We start from the raw sequence: 18,006 nt of genomic DNA on the forward strand, positions 1-18,006 counted from the left end.
TGTTAACGTCCCCCGGCAACCAGAGCTTTGGAGAACACAATGACAACTACCACCGCGCAAATTATCAGTACCCTCGCAGAGGGCAAGCTTACTGTCGAGGTCGCTCAGACGGAGCTGCCTGAACCCAAGGGAAGCCAGATTCTGGTGAAGATGGAGGCGGCTCCGATTAACCCCTCTGATCTGGCCGTCCTTACCGGCCCCGCCGATCTCGCCGGTGCCGAGTACTCGCCCGGCAGGTTCGTGGCCGATATGCCAGAACCTTTTTACAGCGGTCAGAAGGCGCGCCACGGTATGCGTCTGCCAGTGGGTAATGAGGGGGCCGGTGAAGTCGTTGCCGCGGGCGATGACGAATACGCCCAATCGCTCATTGGCCAGCGAGTCGCCTGTGTGCCCGGTACGGCCTATTCAGAGTACTGTATTGCCGATGCGATGCTAAGCCTGCCCCTGGGTGAGCTCAGCTCAGAGCAGGGCGCTTCGGCGTTTGTAAACCCCATGACGGCCCTGGGTTTTGTAGAAACCGCCCGCGCGGCGGGCCAGAACGCGATTATTCACACGGCGGCGGCTTCCAATCTCGGCCAGATGTTGCTGAAGATCTGCCAGGAAGACGATATTGCCCTGGTCAACATCGTGCGCAAGTCCGAGCAGGCCGACATGCTGCGTGACATGGGCGCTACCCACGTGGTTAATTCTGCCGATGAGGATTTCTTCAGCCAGCTGTGTGCTGCCATTGAAGAAACCGATGCCTATTTTGGTTTCGATCCAATTGGTGGCGGTCAGATGACAGATACCTGTTTCCGGGCCATGGAGCAGGTTGCGGCTCGTAACATGAGCGAGTATTCGCGCTACGGCTCCGATCAGGCCAAGAAGATGTTTATCTATGGTCGCCTCGATCTGGGGCCCACCATTTTGACGCCTGCCTATGGATTCGGCTGGACGCTATCCGGTTGGCTGCTCACGCCGTTCCTCCAGCAGGCGGGTATGGAAACGGTGCTGCGCATGCGCCAGCGCGTGCTTGAGGGCCTGACTACCACCTTTGCCAGCAGCTATAAGCGCAAGGTGAACCTGGAAGAGATGCTGACCCGGGAAGCGGTGTTGGAATACAGCCAGATGAAGACGGGTGAGAAGTATCTGGTGACCCCCTGAGGCCGGCTCAGGCGCTTTGTTTCCTCGGCCTGTGGGTTTATAATCGCCCGCTTTTTCGCATAATCTGCGCGTGAGCAAGGACGGAAAATGACAGCGATAAGCCAACCCAAGGTGGCTGTGGTAATGGGTTCCAAGAGCGATTGGCCGACCATGGCCGAAGCCGCGGAAATCATGGACAAACTCGGCGTGGCCTACCACGTCGAGGTGGTTTCGGCGCACCGTACGCCGGACAAGCTGATGTCGTTTGCCAAGAGCGCCCAGGACGAGGGCTTTGATGTCATCATCGCCGGCGCCGGTGGCGCCGCGCATCTGCCCGGCATGATCGCTGCCATGACGCCCCTGCCTGTACTGGGCGTGCCTGTGCAGAGTAAGGCATTGTCGGGCAATGACAGCCTGTTATCGATTGTACAGATGCCGCGCGGCGTGGCCGTGGGCACCCTGGCCATCGGCGGCGCCGGTGCGTTCAATGCGGGGCTTCTCGCCAGCCAGATGCTAGCTTTGCACGACAGCGCCATTGCTGAGCGTCTCAACAGCTTCCGCGCCGAGCAAACCCAGGTGGTGCTCGACAATCCAGACCCTCGCGAGCAGTAAGAAGGCGGCGTCACGATGAAAGATGTATGGGTGATTGGCTCTGGTCAATTGGGACGCATGATGCAGTACGCGGGTACGCCACTTGGCATCAACGTACACCCGGTCAACGTCGATGACCCGGCATTGGCTGCGCCTGAGTTAAGCGCGACAGGGGTTATTACTGCCGAGCGTGAATTATGGCCTGAAACTCCTTCTGGCAAAGCTCTGCAGGCGCACCCCAACTTCCGCAATAATACGGTCTTTGGCCGCACGGCCGATCGCAAAACCCAGAAAGAACTCATCGATGCCCTCGGCGTTGCCACGGCCAAGTGGCTGAACGTTGAGGCGGATACCACGGCAGCGCAGTGCTATGAACAGCTCGGTGATACTGTTCTCCTCAAGCGTCGCTCCGGCGGCTACGATGGCCGCGGCCAGCTGTGGTTGAAACAGGCCGATGGCGACAGCCTGCCGTCAGAATGGCAGCAAACGTCGATCGCTGAAGAAAAGTGTCCCTTCGACGAGGAAGTCTCACTGGTCGGTGCGCGCACCGCGCAGGGTGAGCTGGTGTTTTATCCCTTGACCCGTAATCTGCACGTGAATGGCATATTGATGGCATCGATCTCGCCCCTGCAGCGACTGGTGCACTTGCAGTCCCAGGCTGAGGACATGTTGGGGGCCATTCTCAACGAGCTTGAATACGTGGGCGTGATGGCCATGGAGTGTTTCCGCATTGGAGACAAGCTCATCGTGAACGAGCTTGCACCGCGCGTTCACAACAGTGGCCACTGGACCCAGGCGGGTGCGAGCATCAGCCAATTCGAGATGCATTTGCGCGCCATTACCGAATTGCCATTGCCAAGTCCTATTGTGCGCAATCACTCGGTGATGATCAACCTGATCGGTGTGGCGTACGACGAAGCCTGGCTGGCTTACGCCGACACGCAATTGCATTGGTACAATAAGGAAGTGCGGCCCGGGCGCAAGGTCGGCCACATCAATATCAATGATGCCAGTGTCGATAGCCTGCTGGCCTCGCTGGAAAACCTCCGGGGGCACCTGGCCGACAACTATGGCGAAGTACTCGACTGGGTTTGCGAAGAGCTGCGCTCACTGCGCTAGCCTTGTCTGGATGCGCCGCGTCAGTGCAGTGCATCTTAATTTTCTGAGCATTGTCCAAATTGCCCTGCAGAAAAGCAGGGCGTAGTCCTGCGTCACCTGCTATTAATAGTGAGTGATAGATTTTTGCAGGAGTTAAGGATGATACCTCGTAAGCTCAACACACTCCCGGTCGCCATTGTGACAGCCGTGGCGACGATGCTGTCGCCACCGCTGCACGCCCAGGACGCGGGAACCGCGGACCCCGACCTGCTGACCCGCATTTACCCGGGCAAGGCTTATTCTCCCTACGCTGAGCGCGACTTTCCCAACCAGGTGTTCTGGGGCGAAACTCACTTGCATACCGGCTTGTCGCTGGACGCTGGATTGTTCGGCAATATTCTAGGGCACGACGATGCTTATCGCTTCGCCCGCGGGGAGCAAATTAAGTCCTCTGGTGGACTGCAGGTAAAGCTGGGTCGCCCGCTGGATTGGCTGGCGATTACCGATCACTCCGATATGATGGGCATTGCCACCGATATTCAGCGCGGGGCACCCAATATTCTGGCCAATGAGAAAGGCGCCGAATGGGCGGCAGGGTTCAAGGAGGGCGGTGCTGCCGCCGGTAAGGCCGCCTTCGATCTGATTACTCACTTTGCCCAGATGAAGGTACCCGAGGAACTGGTCGAGCAATATTCGCCAGGCTCGGAGGTGTATAACAACCTCTGGTACCAGATTACCGAAACGGCGGACAGCTACTACGAACCGGGCCGCTTCACGACCCTGATCGGTTATGAGTGGACGTCGGTACCCAAGGGATTCAATCTGCATCGCAACGTCATACTGCGCGACAGTGGTGAGCGTGCCAGACAGGTCATTCCACTAACCACGCAACCTCCCACAGGGACGACTGATCCGCTGGACCTATATGCCTGGTTGCAGGATTACGAAGACAAGACGGGCGGCCAGGCACTGGCTATCTCCCACAACGGCAACCTGTCCAATGGCTGGCTGTTTCCGCTTACGGACACCTATGCCGGTGGCAAAGTGGACCAGAACTATGTCGAGTTGCGCGCTAAATGGGAGCCGCTCTACGAGGTCACCCAGATCAAGGGCGATGGCGAGACCCACCCGTTCCTGTCGCCTAACGACGAGTTTGCCGACTACGAGACGCTGGATAAGGGCAACCTGGACCTGACCGAGCTCAAGCAAAACGAGATGCTGCAGCGCGAGTATGCGCGCGAAGCGCTGAGGAATGGTCTGATGCTGGAAGCGCAACTGGGCACTAACCCCTACAAGTTCGGCATGGTCGGTGCGACCGATAGCCATACAGGGCTTAGCACCGCGGAGGAGGAAAACTTCTTCGGCAAATCGACCAGTGCCGAGCCGACGCCAACTCGCATCTCTCATCCGTTTGTCAAATCCCAGTTGGGTGCGATTGAAGGCTATGAGTTGGCAGCGTCCGGTTACCAGGCTGTATGGGCGTCAGAGAACACTCGTGAGGCCATCTTTGACGCCATGGAGCGCAAGGAGACCTATGCGACCACCGGCCCCCGAATAGCGGTCCGGTTCTTCGGTGGCTGGAACTTTAACGAGCAGGATTTGCGCAGCCGTGCTCCGGCGTTCCGAGGTTACGAAAAGGGCGTGCCCATGGGGTCGGACTTGCCTGCCGCTGCTTCAAAAGCGCCCACCTTTATGGTGTATGCGTTGCGTGATCCCATCGGCGCCAACCTCGATCGTATCCAGATCGTCAAAGGTTGGATGGACGCGAAGGGCAAAACCCATGAGCAGGTCTACGATGTCGCCTGGTCTGATGGCCGCAAAGCGGATGCGGACGGCAAACTGCCCGCCGTGGGTAACACGGTAGATCTGGAGGCGGCGAACTGGACCAATACGATTGGCGCGTCGGAGCTGGCGACGGTTTGGGTGGATCCCGACTTTAACGCGGCGGACAAGGCTTTCTACTACGCTCGCGTGATTGAAATTCCCACCCCGCGCTGGATTGTCTACGACAACGTGCGCTACGGCACACAAATCCCTGATAACGCCAAGAAGATCCATCAGGAGCGTGCTTACACCTCGCCGATCTGGTACGACCCCTAGGCGGGTATCACTGCTTTCTTGAGCAGCTGAAGTAAAGGGCCGCGTTAATCGCGGCCCTTTACGTTGGCGCAGTCATTGCACAGGCAGTCCATTTCCAATTGTGGGCTCGCCAGCTGAAACCCCGAGTTCTCAACGCTGGTTTGCAGCGCTGTCATGGTCGATGTGTCGATGCTGACTTCTTCAACGCGCTGGCATTGTCCACAGATCAGAAACTGCGGCACGCCGTGATCGTGATCACAGCTGATGTGGGCGCAGGCAATGTACTTGTTGGCCAGGTTGAGGCGGTGCACCAGATGCTGCTCGGCGAGAAAGTCGAGGATGCGATACACCGACATGGGGGGTATCGAGTAGTCGTAAGTGTCCCGGCAGTAGTCGACCAGTTCGTAGGCTGAGAGTGCGGTGGATGAGTGGAGTAGGCCGGACAGCACCTGCTTGCGCTTTTCGGTCAACCGCGCGCCGCGCGCCTTGCAGCGTGTCTCCGCTTCAGTGAGCACCGATGCGATATCGATCTCGGCAGGTGCGCTGGTCTTAGCGGTTGTGGGCATTAGCGCTGGCTGAGCTGCTGTTCCTCGGCCGGAGCGGGAGCGCTGGCACGGAGATAGATACGGCGTGATTCGGTCACCATTTTGCCTTTGTGCGAGCCTGTGACCTTCAGAGTGATCTGGTCGAAACCGTTGCCCGTGAGCGTAAACGGAATGCTTAGAGTGCCGGAGCGGTCGTCGAGGTCAATGGTGGGCGTGGGAAGCGACACGTTGCTGGTGCCGGTAATCTCCATGCGCACGTGGCTGGAAAAGAAGGGGCGGGAATACTCAACCTCAATCTCGCTCTCCTGGTTCAGTACACCTCTGGCCATGGCCGGGTGCTCGAGTTTGAACACCGGCTCGGGCGGGGCGAGGCCGGCCATACGTACCACGGCGCCGCCGACAAAGCCCATGTCGTCGGGGTTCAGGTAAAAGCCGTGCGCACCGCAGGCAATTGCCCGGCCGGGGGCGGTGACGATACACAGCAGTGTCAGTGATAGCAGAATGGCTCTGGTCATGGTTGCTCCAGAAAATGGCCCCTCAGGAGATGGGCGCAACAAGTCATATCAGTGGTCATTATACCCTTTTGCCTGGGAATATACCCGCATGGAGGGTATGGCGGCAGCCAGCAGTGCAGCAGCCAATACCACCGCCATAATGATCAGCCCCTCTGCGGTGAATACGCTGGGGTCCAGATGCAGTCCAAAATTGGCGAACAGTGCGTCATTGACCAGAATCAGGCACAGGTACAGCCCCAGCGTGCCGAGAATCATTCCCGACAGACAGATCAGCAGTGCTTCAAATTCCATCAACAGGAACAGGTAATAGGGTGGGGCGCCCAATACGCGCAGCAGGTGTATCTCGTGATTGCGCTCTCGTATAGACGCCAGTAGTACCGCGCCGAGGCCGAGTACTGCGGCCACCAGCACCAGCATGGAAATCAGGCGCAGGACGTTCTCGAACATGCCGACCATTTGCCACAGCTCTGCCAGCGCGACGCCCGGCAGAATGGCCAGGAGTGGTTCGCCTTTGTAACCATTGATTTCGCGCTGAACCTTGAAGGTGAGTATGCGCGAATTGAGGCTCAGCATAAAGGCGGTAATGCTCTCCGGTTCCAGTTCAGCAGCTGGATCGCGATTGCGGGGTGCTGTGGGGCTCCGTGGGCCCGACTGAAAGCCGGCGTGCATGGCTTCAATGCCGGCCAGGCGTACGTGGATGGTCTGGTCGACCGGGGTGCCAGTGGGGGCGAGTATGCCGACAATGGTAAAGGGCGTATTGTCGTGCATGGTAAAGCTGGTACTGGCCACACCATGGGCCAGAATGATCTCCCGGCCGAGATCGTAGCTCAGGGTTCTGGCAACTTCTGCGCCTAGCACTACGTCAAAGGTGCCCGAAAAGGCGTCGCCCTCGGCAAATTCCAGCGCGCGCTTATTGCCGTAACTGAAGTGATCAAAGTAGGCCTCGGTGGTGCCCATGACCCGGTAGCCCTTGTGTGAGTCCCCCAGAGACAGGGGGATGGCCCAGGCCACGTTTTTGTCATTGGCAATATCCTGGTAGGCATCCCAGCTGATGTTGTCTGTGGGGGCGCCCATGCGAAAGACAGAATAGAGCAGCAGGTTCAGGCTGCCGGTCTTGGCGCCCACGATCAAGTCCACCCCAGACACCGTGCTGGCGAAACTGTCCCTGGCCTGATGGCGGATGTGTTCAATGCCTAGCAGAACAAAAATGGCGACGCCGATGGCCATTAACGTCATGATAACTGAGCCTTTGCGGTTCAGCAGACTTTTTAATGCAAGCTTGAAAAACACTGTCTGGTTATCCCGCCTGGCTGATTTCGGTGAGGGCTTCGACCCTCGCAAAGTGCTTTGCCAGTCCCATGTCGTGGCTGACGAATAGCAGCGTCATATTTTGCTCAGCTGCCAGCGGCATGAGTATTTCCATAAAGTTGTCGCGATTGTCCGCGTCCAGCGACGAGGTAGGCTCGTCGGCGATCAGGAACTCGGGATGATTGACCAGCGCCCGGGCGATGGCCACCCGTTGCTGTTGGCCCATGCTCAGCAGTGATGTGGGGCGATCCCATTCAGCGCGAGCCACATTCAGCGCCGCCAACAGGTCACCCGCTGTGGCAGTGGCCGTGGTTTTTGAGGCAGAGAAGCTCCGGGCCAGGTCGATGTTCTCCAGCGGGCTCAGATAGGGGATCAGGTTAAAGCGCTGAAACACATAACCAATGTGATTGGCTCGAAAGCGGTCGCGCTGCCGACTACTCATGCTGTCCAGGCGTTCTCCCAGCACCGAGACTTCACCCTGGCGGCATTCAAGCAGGCCGCTGAGGAGATTGAGCAGGGTGGATTTGCCAGAGCCGGAGGGGCCGTGTACGAACACCTGTTCGCCCGCAGCCACCGACCAGTTGGCAATGTCCAGCACCGGTTTTTCCGGTGCCTCGGGGTGGGCGAACTGAACGCCTGACAAATGAATGGTCATGCAAGAAGCCTGTAACAGGTGAGAAACGGGTACCGCGTTGCACGCGCAACGAGATGCAATATATCATAGCGTTTTGATGGTTCAATCGTGTTTGAGGTCGATGTATGAAGGCTCTTCGTGGGTTTAAAAAGTACTGCCTGGTGGCGGTGTTGGCGGTGCTGACAGCGCCGGTCATGGCAGAGGAAGATGCTTTCAAAACCATCGAGTGGGTGGAGTTGATTCCCGCTGAGGATCTGGAGGTTTTGATGAATCCGCCGGAGTACATCACCAATGTTGAAGACGGTTCGATGGAAGACCAGATCAGTAGCCAGATCCAGAACACGCTGGCTGCTGCCGATAACGACCGCTATCAGCAGGCCCTCGTATCGACCCAGGTAAACGCCGAAATGGATGGTGCCATGGTACGCGTGCCCGGGTTTATTGTGCCGCTGGAGTTCAATGAGCAGCAGGTTGTGACGCAGTTCTTCCTGGTGCCTTACTTTGGTGCCTGCCTGCATATGCCGCCACCGCCGCCCAATCAGATTATTCTGGTGAATTCACCTCAGGGTGTTGAGATTGAAGGACTGGGAGCGCCTTACTGGGTGCGTGGCAAACTGAGTACCACTATCTCAGATAACGAGATCGCCACCTCCGCCTACGCCCTGGCCCTGCATGACTACGAGCTTTACACAGAGTAAAGCTCAGGCGGCCTGATCTAAGCAGTCGGTGAGCTTATCGATCCACTGTGGTTGAATTGCATCGGTGATGATTTCAATCCGGCTTTCCGCACACTCGCCCAGCACGGATTCTGTCAGCGCGTCGCGGGTCATGTTATAGCCAAAGATACCGTCGGCGGTGATAAACACTGCCTTCAGGCGCTCGACCTGCAGGCCGCTCAAGAAGGCAAACAGGCGCTGACGATCGAACACAATCTCTGGGTTGAAACGCCAGCCGATACTTTCAAACCCCTCGCCCTGGTTCATTGCGGTCACATAGCCACATTCCGGGAAGGGCAGGTCTTCGGCGAGTAGCGGCGCCTCTTTACGTGCGTGCTGGTGGGCTGGCTCATTCGCTGTGATGGCGGTTGGTCCGTCCAGTGCTGTGAGAGGTACTTGCCCGTACTCGGTATACACAATATCAACACCGGGGCGGCAGCGCTCTTCGACATAGGCTTGCAGATTGGCCTTGTCGCTGTCGGAATAGAGATCCTGCTTGTTGGCGATGACCAGATCGGCGATGGCCAATTGCTGTTCGAAGGTTGCGTGAGTGCTGTAGCGCTCATCGGCAATATTGCGGGCGTCTACTACCGTCAGGGTCTTTTGAATAGTGAGCACTTCACGGTTGTGCTCGGCAGAAAGCGTTTGTAGCACTTCCAGAGGGTGGCCGAGCCCCGTGGGTTCGATCAGTAACCGCTGGGGCTTGGCGCGGCGCAGCAGCTGGGCGAGGGCAATCTGCATAGGTAATCCCGCGGTGCAGCACATGCAGCCACCAGGCACTTCGCGAATAAAAACACCGGTGGCTTCCCCGGACTGGCCCTCTACGAGTGAGCCATCTACGCCGATTTCACCGAACTCATTAACCAGGACCGCCCAGCGCTCATCCTCCGGCTTGTGGGCCAGTAGATTCAGTATGGCGGTGGTTTTTCCTGCACCCAGGAAACCGGTGATGATATTGGTTGGGACACCGGTGATCTTACTTAAGGCTGAACTCATGGTTCTTTCGATGCAAGTGCGTCCAGGCTCAGGGAGCTGTTAATCTGGGCCGAATCGGCCTCCGGCTGGGTCTGAACGTAAAAACAGCTTCTGCGCTCAGTGTGGCAGGCAGCGCCTTCCTGTATCACTCTGCACAGCAGGGCGTCACCGTCGCAGTCGATGCGAACATCCACGACTTTCTGGGTGTGTCCACTGGTTTCACCTTTTACCCAGAGCTTGTTGCGGCTGCGAGAAAAATACGTCATCTGGCCGCTGCGCAGGGTTTGGGTCAGTGCCTCTTCGTTGACCCAGGCCAGCATGAGCACTTCGCCATTCATGGCGTCCTGGGTGATAACCGGTGCCAGACCCCTTTCGTTAAAGCGCAGGCGCTCAAGCAATTCGGCGAGTGGAATGCTGTGGCCATCACGGCTTCCTTCCAGGGACAGAAAGTAAGCCCGTTTGTCGGAATCAGTCGGGGCAACCACAGGCGTCTCCCTTCTGGCACAGCTGGAAATTCTTGATATGGCTGAGGGCGATAAGTGTCGCTCCTGCCAGGGTCAGGGCTTTCTCGCCAAGCTCACCCAGTGTGTCGTGACCCAGTATCGGTGTCAGGCACAGCAAAACCAGGCCGGCGATGCCGGTGTAGGCAACGCCGAGCTGTCGATGTTTGCGACAACCCAGGGTTAGCGCAATGGCGCTGGTCGGAATCACCGCCAGAATCATCCAGGTATGAAATGACTCGTCGGCCAGGCCGATTGTGGCGAGGGAGGGCACGAGCACGACCAGCAGGGGTAATGCCAGGCAGTGAACAGCGCACAATAGTGACAGTCCGATGGCGGCCTTGTCGGCAACAGGTTGCAGATTGAATACAGAAATACGCATTAGTTGAAGTTGATTACTCGTTTGTCCTGGTCCAGTTTTTGGGCGCCCTGACCACGCTCAGAGAGCCACATCACATCGACACTCTCCAGGCCAAAGGGCAGGCCGGCTGAGCCAAATGTGATGCTTTTCAGGGCGGTTGTATCCGCACAGGTGTAGCTGTAGTGGGCACGGATGTTGGAGTGCACATCGTCGTGTCCTGCATGTTTGTCATCGCCGTCGTGATGGTGTCCCTCGGCGTGGTGATCTTCATCGTGATGTGCGTCGTCGTGATCATCACTGTCATGGTTTTTTTCAGCCATAACTGCGGCCAGATCTGCGTCAGCCTTTGCCAGTTCACAGTTGCCGCCACTGAGCTCAAACAGCTGGTCGGCCTGCTCCAGTGTTTTACGTGCTTCGCTAACGGCCTGATGTTGCTCCGGGGAACGGGCGCTGTGCTCGAAGCCCACGATACTTGCTGCCGGCGAATTAAGTTCCAGTTCCAGTTGGCTCCCTTCCATGGCGATGGTCAACTCAGCTGCGCCGTGTACATGCGCAGATTGTGCGGTTGCCAGGGGCGCCAGTAGCGTGGCAAGGGCGAGGACGCCAAGTTGCGAGGGCCGTTTTGCGTTGTCGAGAGTGCCAGTCATGTTGCTAACCAGTCAGACCTGTGAAATGCGGGAAATTACTTTACCTGTATCACCGCTGCGAATAAACCGCCAATGATACAACGTATCGTGAGATGAAGTATACCCGTTGATCTCGCCTGGAGACGGGTCAGTATCCTTCACAATAGGGGCCTGTGGCCTCCCAGCTCCCGCTGATGAAATTACACACAGTTTCGCCCGCATCCATAAGGTAAAAGCGTCTGTCATTGTCGGATACGGTGCAACGACCGAAGGCGCTTCCGCCCTGCTGAACCAGGCTGCTCTGGCCGCCGCCGCGGACAATGCGCGGATTGCTGACCCCGGCGATGGCGCTGCAGTTGGCGAGGGCGTCAGCTTCCGTCCAGCCCTCGCTCTGAGGGTAGTCGATGACGGTGATAGCGCCCGCATCGAAACTGTTCTCGTATACACAACTCAGAATGTCGTCATCCTGGGGGCAGTTCGGGAAGCAGTTGCTGGCCTCGGGGCAGGGGCTCGTCAGTGCGCAGGCGGCTTCGTCCACGGCGCAGCTCCTATCGCGGCAGGAGGCCGGAAACTCGGCCGGGCAACCCACCCGTTCGAGTTCGACATCAAGCTCGAGCACCTGGCCCGTGTGAGTGTCGCCTGCTAGCGGCAGAGTGATTGCCGCCTGTCCTTCGCCGTATACAAAATCGCCGTCAACCGGAATGGGCGGAAATACGCCGACGCTCTGGAGCATAAAAACAGCTGGTAACTGCTGGATAATAGTGCCTCGCGATAATAGGTCGTCGCGCGAATTTCCATGACCAGCGGCGTGGTTTCGTCGAACAGTGGCGCGCCCTCATCGGCGAAAAATATCTGGTTGTAGTCGGTGCCCCGGCGGGTGGCCCGATGGGCGGATACCATCCAGGCACGGATTCATAGAGGAAGCCAAGCAGCTGGAAGGGGCGCTCCACGGGCAGTGGCCCAGGCAAATGCACGGTAACGCGCAGCAGGTCTGCTTCGCTGGTATGGTCCTGATCGCAATGCGCCTGACTGCGGTAGTACTCATGACAGGGGCGTCCATTGACGGTGCATGGAGCGGCCGGCTCGTCGCTGCGTACACAGCGCACCTCGGCCAGGCTGCAGGCATGATTACAACCTGCCGCGCCAGTGGCAAAGGTCATGTAGGCGATCCAGTCATCCGGTTTATCGTGGGCTACGTCTGCCGCGAGAGTTTCGTAGAGGTGCCTGCCAAAAGGATCGATACGATCGCAAGCGCCCATGAGGCCGTCTTTCCAGTAGCATCCGTTTGACCCGGGCCCACCAAACTCGCCTGCGGTGGCGGTGCTGGCACAGGCGGGGGTAGTGCCATCGCTCGTGCCTGCGCCTGCTGTGCCCACATGGCATTCACCGCCGTCCGCGGTGGCAGGGTTTCCCGCGCTAATGCTTTGCCGGTCGCGAGATGGCCCAGCTTGCGTATGCAACATTAGCCCTGTTTGTCGTGACAGTTTTGCCGCTGGTGTACGTACTCAGGAAAATCAGCAAAACCCGTCTGGGGGTGATGCACGAGTGGGTGCTGGTGGTATTGCCCGATGGGCGGGTGTTCAAGAGTCGGGGGCGTGACTGCCTGACCGTGCGCGACACCCTGGTGTATGTCGATGGCTACAAGTTGAACCTGGGGCCGCCCAATCAGCGATTCTATGATAAGGCTGCGATGGAGCGCTTGTTGGCGCCGAGATTGAAGCAGGCGGGTGTGTTACAGGGCGCGGATCTCTATCGATGGCGCTGGCAGCATGACCGGGTAAGCCTCGCTGTTGAGGCAGCGATTGCTGTCGTTGTGGTGCTGGCACTGGTGGCGATACTCGGGGTTGAGGGAGAGCCCGTGGGTGATTGGCTGGAGGCCGACTACGAGCAATGCCAGGCCCGGCAGGCCGGCGGTGCGGTTTCCGGGGCGGACGCCGGTGCGCTCGCCCCGAAGGGGTGGCAGGCCTCTTTAGTGCTCGACAATCTCAAGGGGGCCGTGGTCGTCGCAGTGGTCACCGTGCGGATGATGCAGGCGGCCGTCGACCAGGTAGTCAATGTGATCGCCGTGGGGTACCGCTTCGTGCCCGCAGCTCGGGCCATGCACGTGGCCATCCTCGTGCCCGGCGGGTGAACTGCCGGCAGTGCACTGGTCGGGGTTGCGTTCGCTGATTTCAATCACGTGCTCATCGACATGATCTAGGTGAGGGTGGTGCAGGTGGCCATCGTGCAGGTAATCGATATGATCGCCGTGCATAATGGCAGTGTGGCCGCAGCCCGGGCCGTGTTCGTGATCGTGATGCTTGTGGATGTGACAGTCAGACATGTTGGGACCTCCATCAAGTTCCTGAAATTAGACAGGGACTCTCAGTATAGTCGCTTTTCCGAGACACGCTGACGCGGTGAATTACTCCGGCATCATCGAGGAGTGGTGTTCGATAATTTTCCACTCACCATCAATCTGGCGATAGGCGAATGTGTAGCGCGCCTGCACGACGGCGCCATCGTCGAAGGAGAAGGTGTAAACCCCCGAATTAATAGCCACTTCACCGAAAACACGGACATTGGATTCGTCAATTTTGCCCTGCGGACCCTTGGCGCAGAACAGTACAAAGTAGTCCTCGATCTCCGCGTGATTGTGGCGGACTTGGTTGGATACAGTGGGGAGCAAAATAGCGTCCTCGGCGTACAGGGCGGTGACCTGTTTGGGGTCACGGGTCTGGAGGGCATTGTTCCAGGCTTCAAACAGCGCGGGGATAGCAGTAGCGTTCATACAGGGTCTCCTTGTCAGTTGCGCAGCGGAGACTATCAGGCAGTGCATTGGTGCGCTAGCACTTTTGGCTGCTGTGCAGCCGTTCCCGATACGATTGTCCCCATGGGTCGAAAAGTCCGGTCGCTGCCGTACATTTGTCCCGGACTTGTCCGTTATTGGGCTGTAGGTATACCGATTGGACGCAGCGCGGCTGATCTGCATAATGTGGCCCGGTTCCGGGCTCGAGCCCGGGGGCTGAAAGCCGATATGGATCCCGGGGTAATGTGAATGAAGAAACTGGTTTTTGCTGTCGTCGCCTTGTTGCTGGTTGGGGTGGCTGTCGTGCGGGTTGTTGGCATTGTTGCCACCACCGCAGACGCGTATCTCTATGGTTACCCTCTGGTGATTATGGATCAGACTCACCAGGAGATGGTGCGTGAAATGGGTTTGGGCACCAACAGTTTCAGTCATTCGTTGAGTTTGCCCGGGCCAGAGGATCGCAAGGTGGTCAGGCCCAACAACGACACTTTGTATTCACTGGCGTGGCTGGATCTCAGTGAAACGCCTCAGGTAGTCACGGTCCCTGCTATGGAGGATCGCTACTATGTCATTCCATTTTACGACGCCTGGACCAACGTCTTTGCGTCGGTGGGTACCCGAACCACCGGCAACGATGCGGGAGACTATGCATTGGTGGGGCCCAATTGGCAGGGCGATGAACCCGAAGGGCTTCCGGTTATCAAGGCGCCGACCAATATGGTCTGGATCATTGGTCGTATTCAGATAAATGGCACAAGCGACATCCCCAGCATCGCGGCGCTGCAGCAAGGTTTCATTATTACACCGTTGCCTCGCTGGCTGCAGGGTGAGCGCGCTGCATCAGGTACAGTTGATCGCGAAGACGCATCCGACGAGGAGCGGTTATCGGTGCTGGAAATTGTCGATGCCATGGATGCGCGGACCTTCTTTACCGCGCTGAATCACCTGATGCGTGACCAGGCGCCTGCCGCCGTCGACGAGCCTCTGCTTGGTGAAATTGCTCGGCTCGATATCGGCCCCGGACTGATGTTCGATCCGGGGGTGCTTACCGAATTCGCCATGAATGAGGCGCTCACCATCGTGCGCAACAAGCTGCGTGCCGCTATGAGCGAAGATCGCGCGGGCCTCTCGGGCTGGAGCATTGCCAGAGATTCCATCGGTGTTTATGGCACGGATTATTTGACCCGGGCCTTTGTTGCGCTCATCGGTCTGGGTGCGCTGACGCCTGAAGAGGCGATCTACCCGCTGGCTGAAGTCGACCGTGAAGGGCAGGGGCTGGCGGGAAGCTACCGCTATCGATTGCACTTCGAAGCGGATCAGATTCCGCCGGCGGATGCCTTCTGGTCGCTGACCATGTATGACGAGCTGGGCTTTCTGGTGGCCAACCCCATTGATCGCTACTTGCTGGGTGATCGCGACAACATGGTGTACAACCCTGATGGCTCGCTGGATATTTATCTTCAGCACCGTAATCCCGGCGAAACGGCCGCCAATTGGCTGCCAACGCCCGCTGGAAAGTTCGCAGTAACTTTACGGCTTTATTTGCCCGGTGAGGCGGCGCTCAATGGCAACTGGAATCCGCCTGGCATTGAAAAAATCGGGCCGGCAGAGGGCTCGTAGTTGTCAGAGCAGGCGCCGCCGGTTATTGCGTGGCGCCAGTGGTTTCGGCCCGTTGGATGCTGGCAAATGCGCCGTAGAACAATTGCTTGATGGACTGCTTGGCAATGTTGACCTGCTTGTCCGTTTGGCCAGACAGAATGGCGTTGTGCACCAGCCACTGTGAGGCAAACAGCAGCGACATAAAATACTCGACCGCAGGTGCATGGCCAAAGTGCTGCCTGGCCCAGGCCTGCAGCCGCTGGGCCGCCTCCAGATAGGCATCGTGCATAGCCCGGTGCGCAATAGATCCCGGATCCGCTGATTCCACATAGAGAAATTGCGCGATGGTCGACCTCGCCAGAATCGCGTCCACGGTTTGCTCCGACACAAGACTGACCCAGTCTTCATCCTCATAGGCCATGACGTCCGGGTTGAGCACCGCGCGAACATGTTCATGGACAGCGGTTTCATACAGGTGTGCGATCAGGGCGTCTTTGTCTGTGAAGCAGCGGTAGTAGGTGTCCCGGGATACGCCGGCTGCGGCACAGATATCAGAGACAGAGGTCGCGCTACTGCCCCGGGCGCCAATCAGCGCGACAGCGGCCTCGGCAATTACTTCGCGCTGATGGGCGATGCCCGGCCGTTTCCTGGTTTTGCTGGCGGATGAATTCACATTGTTCCTTTCATTGCGCTTTAGCCCCATCGAGGTGAGGTGTGGCGCAAGCTTGATATTAATCTGACGCATGTCTCATCTTAAATTTATCAGACAGTTCTGTCTGATAAGGTGCGTCGGCGAGCAGCGAGAGGTCATTCCCTCTGCTGCAGGCTGTCGGCGTGGGCTAACCGACCGCTGGAAAATAATAATGACCGCCTCTGTTCCCCAGATAGATTTCACGGAGCTCGCCCCCGAGCGCCGTTTCTCGCAACCGGCAAAGAGAATATTCGTTACTGTCACGTCGATTTGGGTGGCGGCCACGGTGAGCGTCATGGTGCTGTTCTATGTTGGCGTGCTGGACTTTATTAACTCCAGCCGGCTCTCCATGTACTTCATAAGCACCTGGCTGAACGTGTGGATTCTGGTGTGGTTTATGTGCCGCTACGTTGGCCACAATCTGTCGGACTTCTGGCACGATCTATTGGTAGTGTGGATGCTGTGCTACGCCATCACCAATATCCAGTGGGAAATTCCCTGGGTGCTATTCTCGCCAGTTGTGTTTGAAAACATTCACACCCTCGAAGATCTGGTGGCCCAGACAGACTATATGCGTGAAACCCCGTGGCACCCCTATTACTGGATCCTGGGGACGTTTGGTGTGCTTGATTTACGCACGGTGAATCACAACGGCACGTTTTACGCGCTGGAACTGTTCTCGTTCGTTAACCTGGCGATGACGTTCTACTTTTTCAACCTTAACAAGAAGCGGTCGCCTTATCGCTACCTGCTGGTGGTGATTGGTTGTGGTGAGCCCATTGCGGCTACGGTGATCTTCAGCTTCTCTGAGGTGTTCGATAATTTTGTGAACATGCCCGGCAATATATGGGACACCTTGGTGTGGACGCAGTACCAGTGCATTGTTTTCCCAATGATATTGGGCGGTGTCGCTTCCAAGTTACTCCTGGATGAACTGCGCCACAGTGCTGCGCCTGTCTCTGCGAAAAAAGCAGTAGCGGGCGCATAACGCCGGGTATGCTCGCTTGTTGAGGTGGGCTAGCCGCGGCCGCAGCACTTTTTGAACTTGCGCTCGCTGCCGCACGGGCAGGGGTAGTTGCGTCCCACCTTGGGCGCTAGGCGTGTCACTGGCTCCGGAGGAGGGCAGCAGCTAGTGTCGCTACAGCCACCGGTCGCGGTGTTTGCAAAGTTGGGTGTCGGAAAATCGGTTGAGTCGGTGTTCATATCAAGTCCAGTGTAAGCAGAAGGCGCTGTTCATTGTCTGCAACGGCCGGTGAGCGGTGCACCAGGCCTCGCCCTTCATTGCCTGCCCAGCGTTCGCCTTTGAGTAACAGTATGTCTCCCGGTGACGCCTGCTGGGTGTCCGTGGGGCATGAGTAGAGCCCCGAGGTTTCGTCTGTTTTTCCCTTGCTGCCACTGCCAAGTTTATCGCGGTTGACGTGCTCGTGCGCGAGCCATTGGGTAGCAGGCCCCTGGAAGGTCGTTACCAGTCGGCAGGGCACATGGTCGACGTGAAATCGCGGGCACATTGGCTGGGCCAGGGCCGTGAGACGCAGGCCTGCGATAGTAACATCGAACAAGCAGCAGAACATGTCCACCAGCTCACTGATGTCTTCCGCCAGCCGAGGAAATGCGCGCAATCGGCCCAGGCTGTCGCTTGTGGCGGCGGTGGCCGGGGCCAGGGACGTTGAGGCGGAGAATTGGGGGTGAGCCGCAAGAAATGCAGTGACCTCCTGTTGCAAGGCGTCGCTGAGTTGTCGTTCCCAGATGGCGATATTGCAGTCGTCGCGATAGATCTCGGTCAGAACCGCAGCGTCGTTCCGGGAGCAGGCTACGACACTTGACGGTGATGGCGTGGGGGCGAGGGCATTGGACATGA

At 58.0% G+C, this 18,006-nt stretch carries 22 protein-coding genes; 9 read left to right on the forward strand and 13 right to left on the reverse strand.

Translation table 11 applies throughout. The annotated features are described in order from the left end of the window. The first annotated feature begins 39 nt into the window (after positions 1–39). The 4 genes from BST95_RS10425 to BST95_RS10440 all read left to right on the forward strand — a co-directional run bounded on the left by BST95_RS10425 (position 40) and on the right by BST95_RS10440 (position 4,911). Positions 40–1,143 (forward strand): zinc-binding dehydrogenase, encoded by a 1,104-nt coding sequence (locus BST95_RS10425; protein ID WP_084199297.1) that lies wholly within the window; start codon positions 40–42, stop codon positions 1,141–1,143. A gap of 87 nt (positions 1,144–1,230) precedes the next feature. Next, positions 1,231–1,734, forward strand: coding sequence for a 5-(carboxyamino)imidazole ribonucleotide mutase (gene purE, locus BST95_RS10430; RefSeq protein WP_084199299.1), 504 nt, complete (start codon positions 1,231–1,233; stop codon positions 1,732–1,734). A gap of 15 nt (positions 1,735–1,749) precedes the next feature. After that, positions 1,750–2,832, forward strand: coding sequence for a 5-(carboxyamino)imidazole ribonucleotide synthase (purK, locus tag BST95_RS10435; protein WP_084199301.1), 1,083 nt, complete (start codon positions 1,750–1,752; stop codon positions 2,830–2,832). A 138-nt stretch (positions 2,833–2,970) separates the two neighbouring features. After that, positions 2,971–4,911 carry a DUF3604 domain-containing protein gene (locus BST95_RS10440; RefSeq protein WP_084199303.1) on the forward strand — a complete coding sequence of 647 codons (1,941 nt, stop codon included), beginning with the start codon at positions 2,971–2,973 and terminating at the stop codon, positions 4,909–4,911. Positions 4,912–4,955: 44 nt separating this feature from the next. Here the strand turns inward: BST95_RS10440 and BST95_RS10445 are convergent, their stop codons facing one another. The 4 genes from BST95_RS10445 to BST95_RS10460 form a co-directional block, all read right to left on the reverse strand. Then, complete coding sequence (locus tag BST95_RS10445) at positions 4,956–5,456, reverse strand: Fur family transcriptional regulator (protein ID WP_084199305.1); 501 nt, start codon at positions 5,454–5,456, stop codon at positions 4,956–4,958. Continuing rightward, complete coding sequence (locus BST95_RS10450; RefSeq protein WP_084199307.1) at positions 5,456–5,950, reverse strand: hypothetical protein; 495 nt, start codon at positions 5,948–5,950, stop codon at positions 5,456–5,458. The genes BST95_RS10445 and BST95_RS10450 overlap by 1 nt, the downstream gene beginning before the upstream one ends. Positions 5,951–5,998: 48 nt before the next feature. Continuing rightward, complete coding sequence (locus tag BST95_RS10455) at positions 5,999–7,186, reverse strand: ABC transporter permease (RefSeq protein WP_084201141.1); 1,188 nt, start codon at positions 7,184–7,186, stop codon at positions 5,999–6,001. A 61-nt stretch (positions 7,187–7,247) separates the two neighbouring features. After that, entirely contained in the window at positions 7,248–7,913 is a 666-nt protein-coding gene (locus tag BST95_RS10460; RefSeq protein ID WP_084199309.1) for an ATP-binding cassette domain-containing protein, read from the reverse strand. Between the two features lie 104 nt (positions 7,914–8,017). Between BST95_RS10460 and BST95_RS10465 the strand changes: the two genes are divergently transcribed. Then, positions 8,018–8,590 (forward strand): DUF3299 domain-containing protein, encoded by a 573-nt coding sequence (locus BST95_RS10465; protein WP_084199311.1) that lies wholly within the window; start codon positions 8,018–8,020, stop codon positions 8,588–8,590. Positions 8,591–8,593: 3 nt separating this feature from the next. On the opposite strand, the gene BST95_RS10470 is transcribed toward BST95_RS10465, so the two are convergent. From BST95_RS10470 to BST95_RS10490, 5 genes are all read right to left on the reverse strand, one after another. Further along, entirely contained in the window at positions 8,594–9,604 is a 1,011-nt protein-coding gene (locus BST95_RS10470) for a CobW family GTP-binding protein (RefSeq protein ID WP_084199313.1), read from the reverse strand. After that, complete coding sequence (hisI, locus tag BST95_RS10475) at positions 9,601–10,068, reverse strand: phosphoribosyl-AMP cyclohydrolase (RefSeq protein ID WP_084199315.1); 468 nt, start codon at positions 10,066–10,068, stop codon at positions 9,601–9,603. Before hisI ends, BST95_RS10470 begins: the two co-directional genes overlap by 4 nt. Continuing rightward, the gene (locus BST95_RS10480) at positions 10,052–10,465 is read right to left on the reverse strand and encodes a MerC domain-containing protein (protein ID WP_084199316.1); all 414 of its coding nucleotides are present in this window, start codon (positions 10,463–10,465) and stop codon (positions 10,052–10,054) included. The genes hisI and BST95_RS10480 overlap by 17 nt, the downstream gene beginning before the upstream one ends. After that, a complete protein-coding gene (locus BST95_RS10485; RefSeq protein ID WP_084199317.1) occupies positions 10,465–11,091 on the reverse strand; it encodes a ZrgA family zinc uptake protein in 627 nt (208 codons plus the stop codon). Before BST95_RS10485 ends, BST95_RS10480 begins: the two co-directional genes overlap by 1 nt. A 127-nt stretch (positions 11,092–11,218) precedes the next feature. Continuing rightward, positions 11,219–11,803 carry a hypothetical protein gene (locus tag BST95_RS10490; protein ID WP_084199318.1) on the reverse strand — a complete coding sequence of 195 codons (585 nt, stop codon included), beginning with the start codon at positions 11,801–11,803 and terminating at the stop codon, positions 11,219–11,221. Positions 11,804–12,038: 235 nt separating this feature from the next. Here BST95_RS10490 and BST95_RS10495 point away from each other — a divergent pair, with 235 nt between their 5' ends. Then, complete coding sequence (locus tag BST95_RS10495; RefSeq protein WP_084199319.1) at positions 12,039–12,359, forward strand: hypothetical protein; 321 nt, start codon at positions 12,039–12,041, stop codon at positions 12,357–12,359. Between the two features lie 149 nt (positions 12,360–12,508). Beyond that, positions 12,509–13,201 (forward strand): hypothetical protein, encoded by a 693-nt coding sequence (locus tag BST95_RS20120; RefSeq protein ID WP_180962022.1) that lies wholly within the window; start codon positions 12,509–12,511, stop codon positions 13,199–13,201. Positions 13,202–13,474: 273 nt separating this feature from the next. Here the strand turns inward: BST95_RS20120 and BST95_RS10505 are convergent, their stop codons facing one another. Continuing rightward, a complete protein-coding gene (locus BST95_RS10505; RefSeq protein WP_084199321.1) occupies positions 13,475–13,840 on the reverse strand; it encodes an SgcJ/EcaC family oxidoreductase in 366 nt (121 codons plus the stop codon). 267 nt (positions 13,841–14,107) lie between these two features. On the opposite strand from BST95_RS10505, the gene BST95_RS10510 reads away from it, so the two are divergent. Beyond that, positions 14,108–15,478: a DUF1254 domain-containing protein gene (locus tag BST95_RS10510; protein ID WP_084199322.1), complete on the forward strand. Its 1,371-nt coding sequence runs from the start codon at positions 14,108–14,110 to the stop codon at positions 15,476–15,478. Positions 15,479–15,500: 22 nt separating this feature from the next. Here BST95_RS10510 and BST95_RS10515 read toward each other — a convergent pair whose 3' ends face one another. Beyond that, positions 15,501–16,202: a TetR/AcrR family transcriptional regulator gene (locus BST95_RS10515; RefSeq protein ID WP_084199323.1), complete on the reverse strand. Its 702-nt coding sequence runs from the start codon at positions 16,200–16,202 to the stop codon at positions 15,501–15,503. Positions 16,203–16,320: 118 nt separating this feature from the next. On the opposite strand from BST95_RS10515, the gene BST95_RS10520 reads away from it, so the two are divergent. Next, entirely contained in the window at positions 16,321–17,136 is an 816-nt protein-coding gene (locus tag BST95_RS10520) for a hypothetical protein (protein WP_084199324.1), read from the forward strand. A 29-nt stretch (positions 17,137–17,165) separates the two neighbouring features. Here BST95_RS10520 and BST95_RS21360 read toward each other — a convergent pair whose 3' ends face one another. Both BST95_RS21360 and BST95_RS10530 read right to left on the reverse strand, forming a co-directional pair. After that, positions 17,166–17,351: an SEC-C metal-binding domain-containing protein gene (locus BST95_RS21360; protein ID WP_084199325.1), complete on the reverse strand. Its 186-nt coding sequence runs from the start codon at positions 17,349–17,351 to the stop codon at positions 17,166–17,168. Next, positions 17,348–18,004 (reverse strand): DUF1826 domain-containing protein, encoded by a 657-nt coding sequence (locus BST95_RS10530; protein ID WP_084199326.1) that lies wholly within the window; start codon positions 18,002–18,004, stop codon positions 17,348–17,350. Before BST95_RS10530 ends, BST95_RS21360 begins: the two co-directional genes overlap by 4 nt. Between the last annotated feature and the right edge of the window lie 2 nt (positions 18,005–18,006).

The sequence above is a fragment of the Halioglobus japonicus genome (assembly GCF_001983995.1).
Classification (GTDB): Bacteria; Pseudomonadota; Gammaproteobacteria; order Pseudomonadales; family Halieaceae; genus Halioglobus; species Halioglobus japonicus.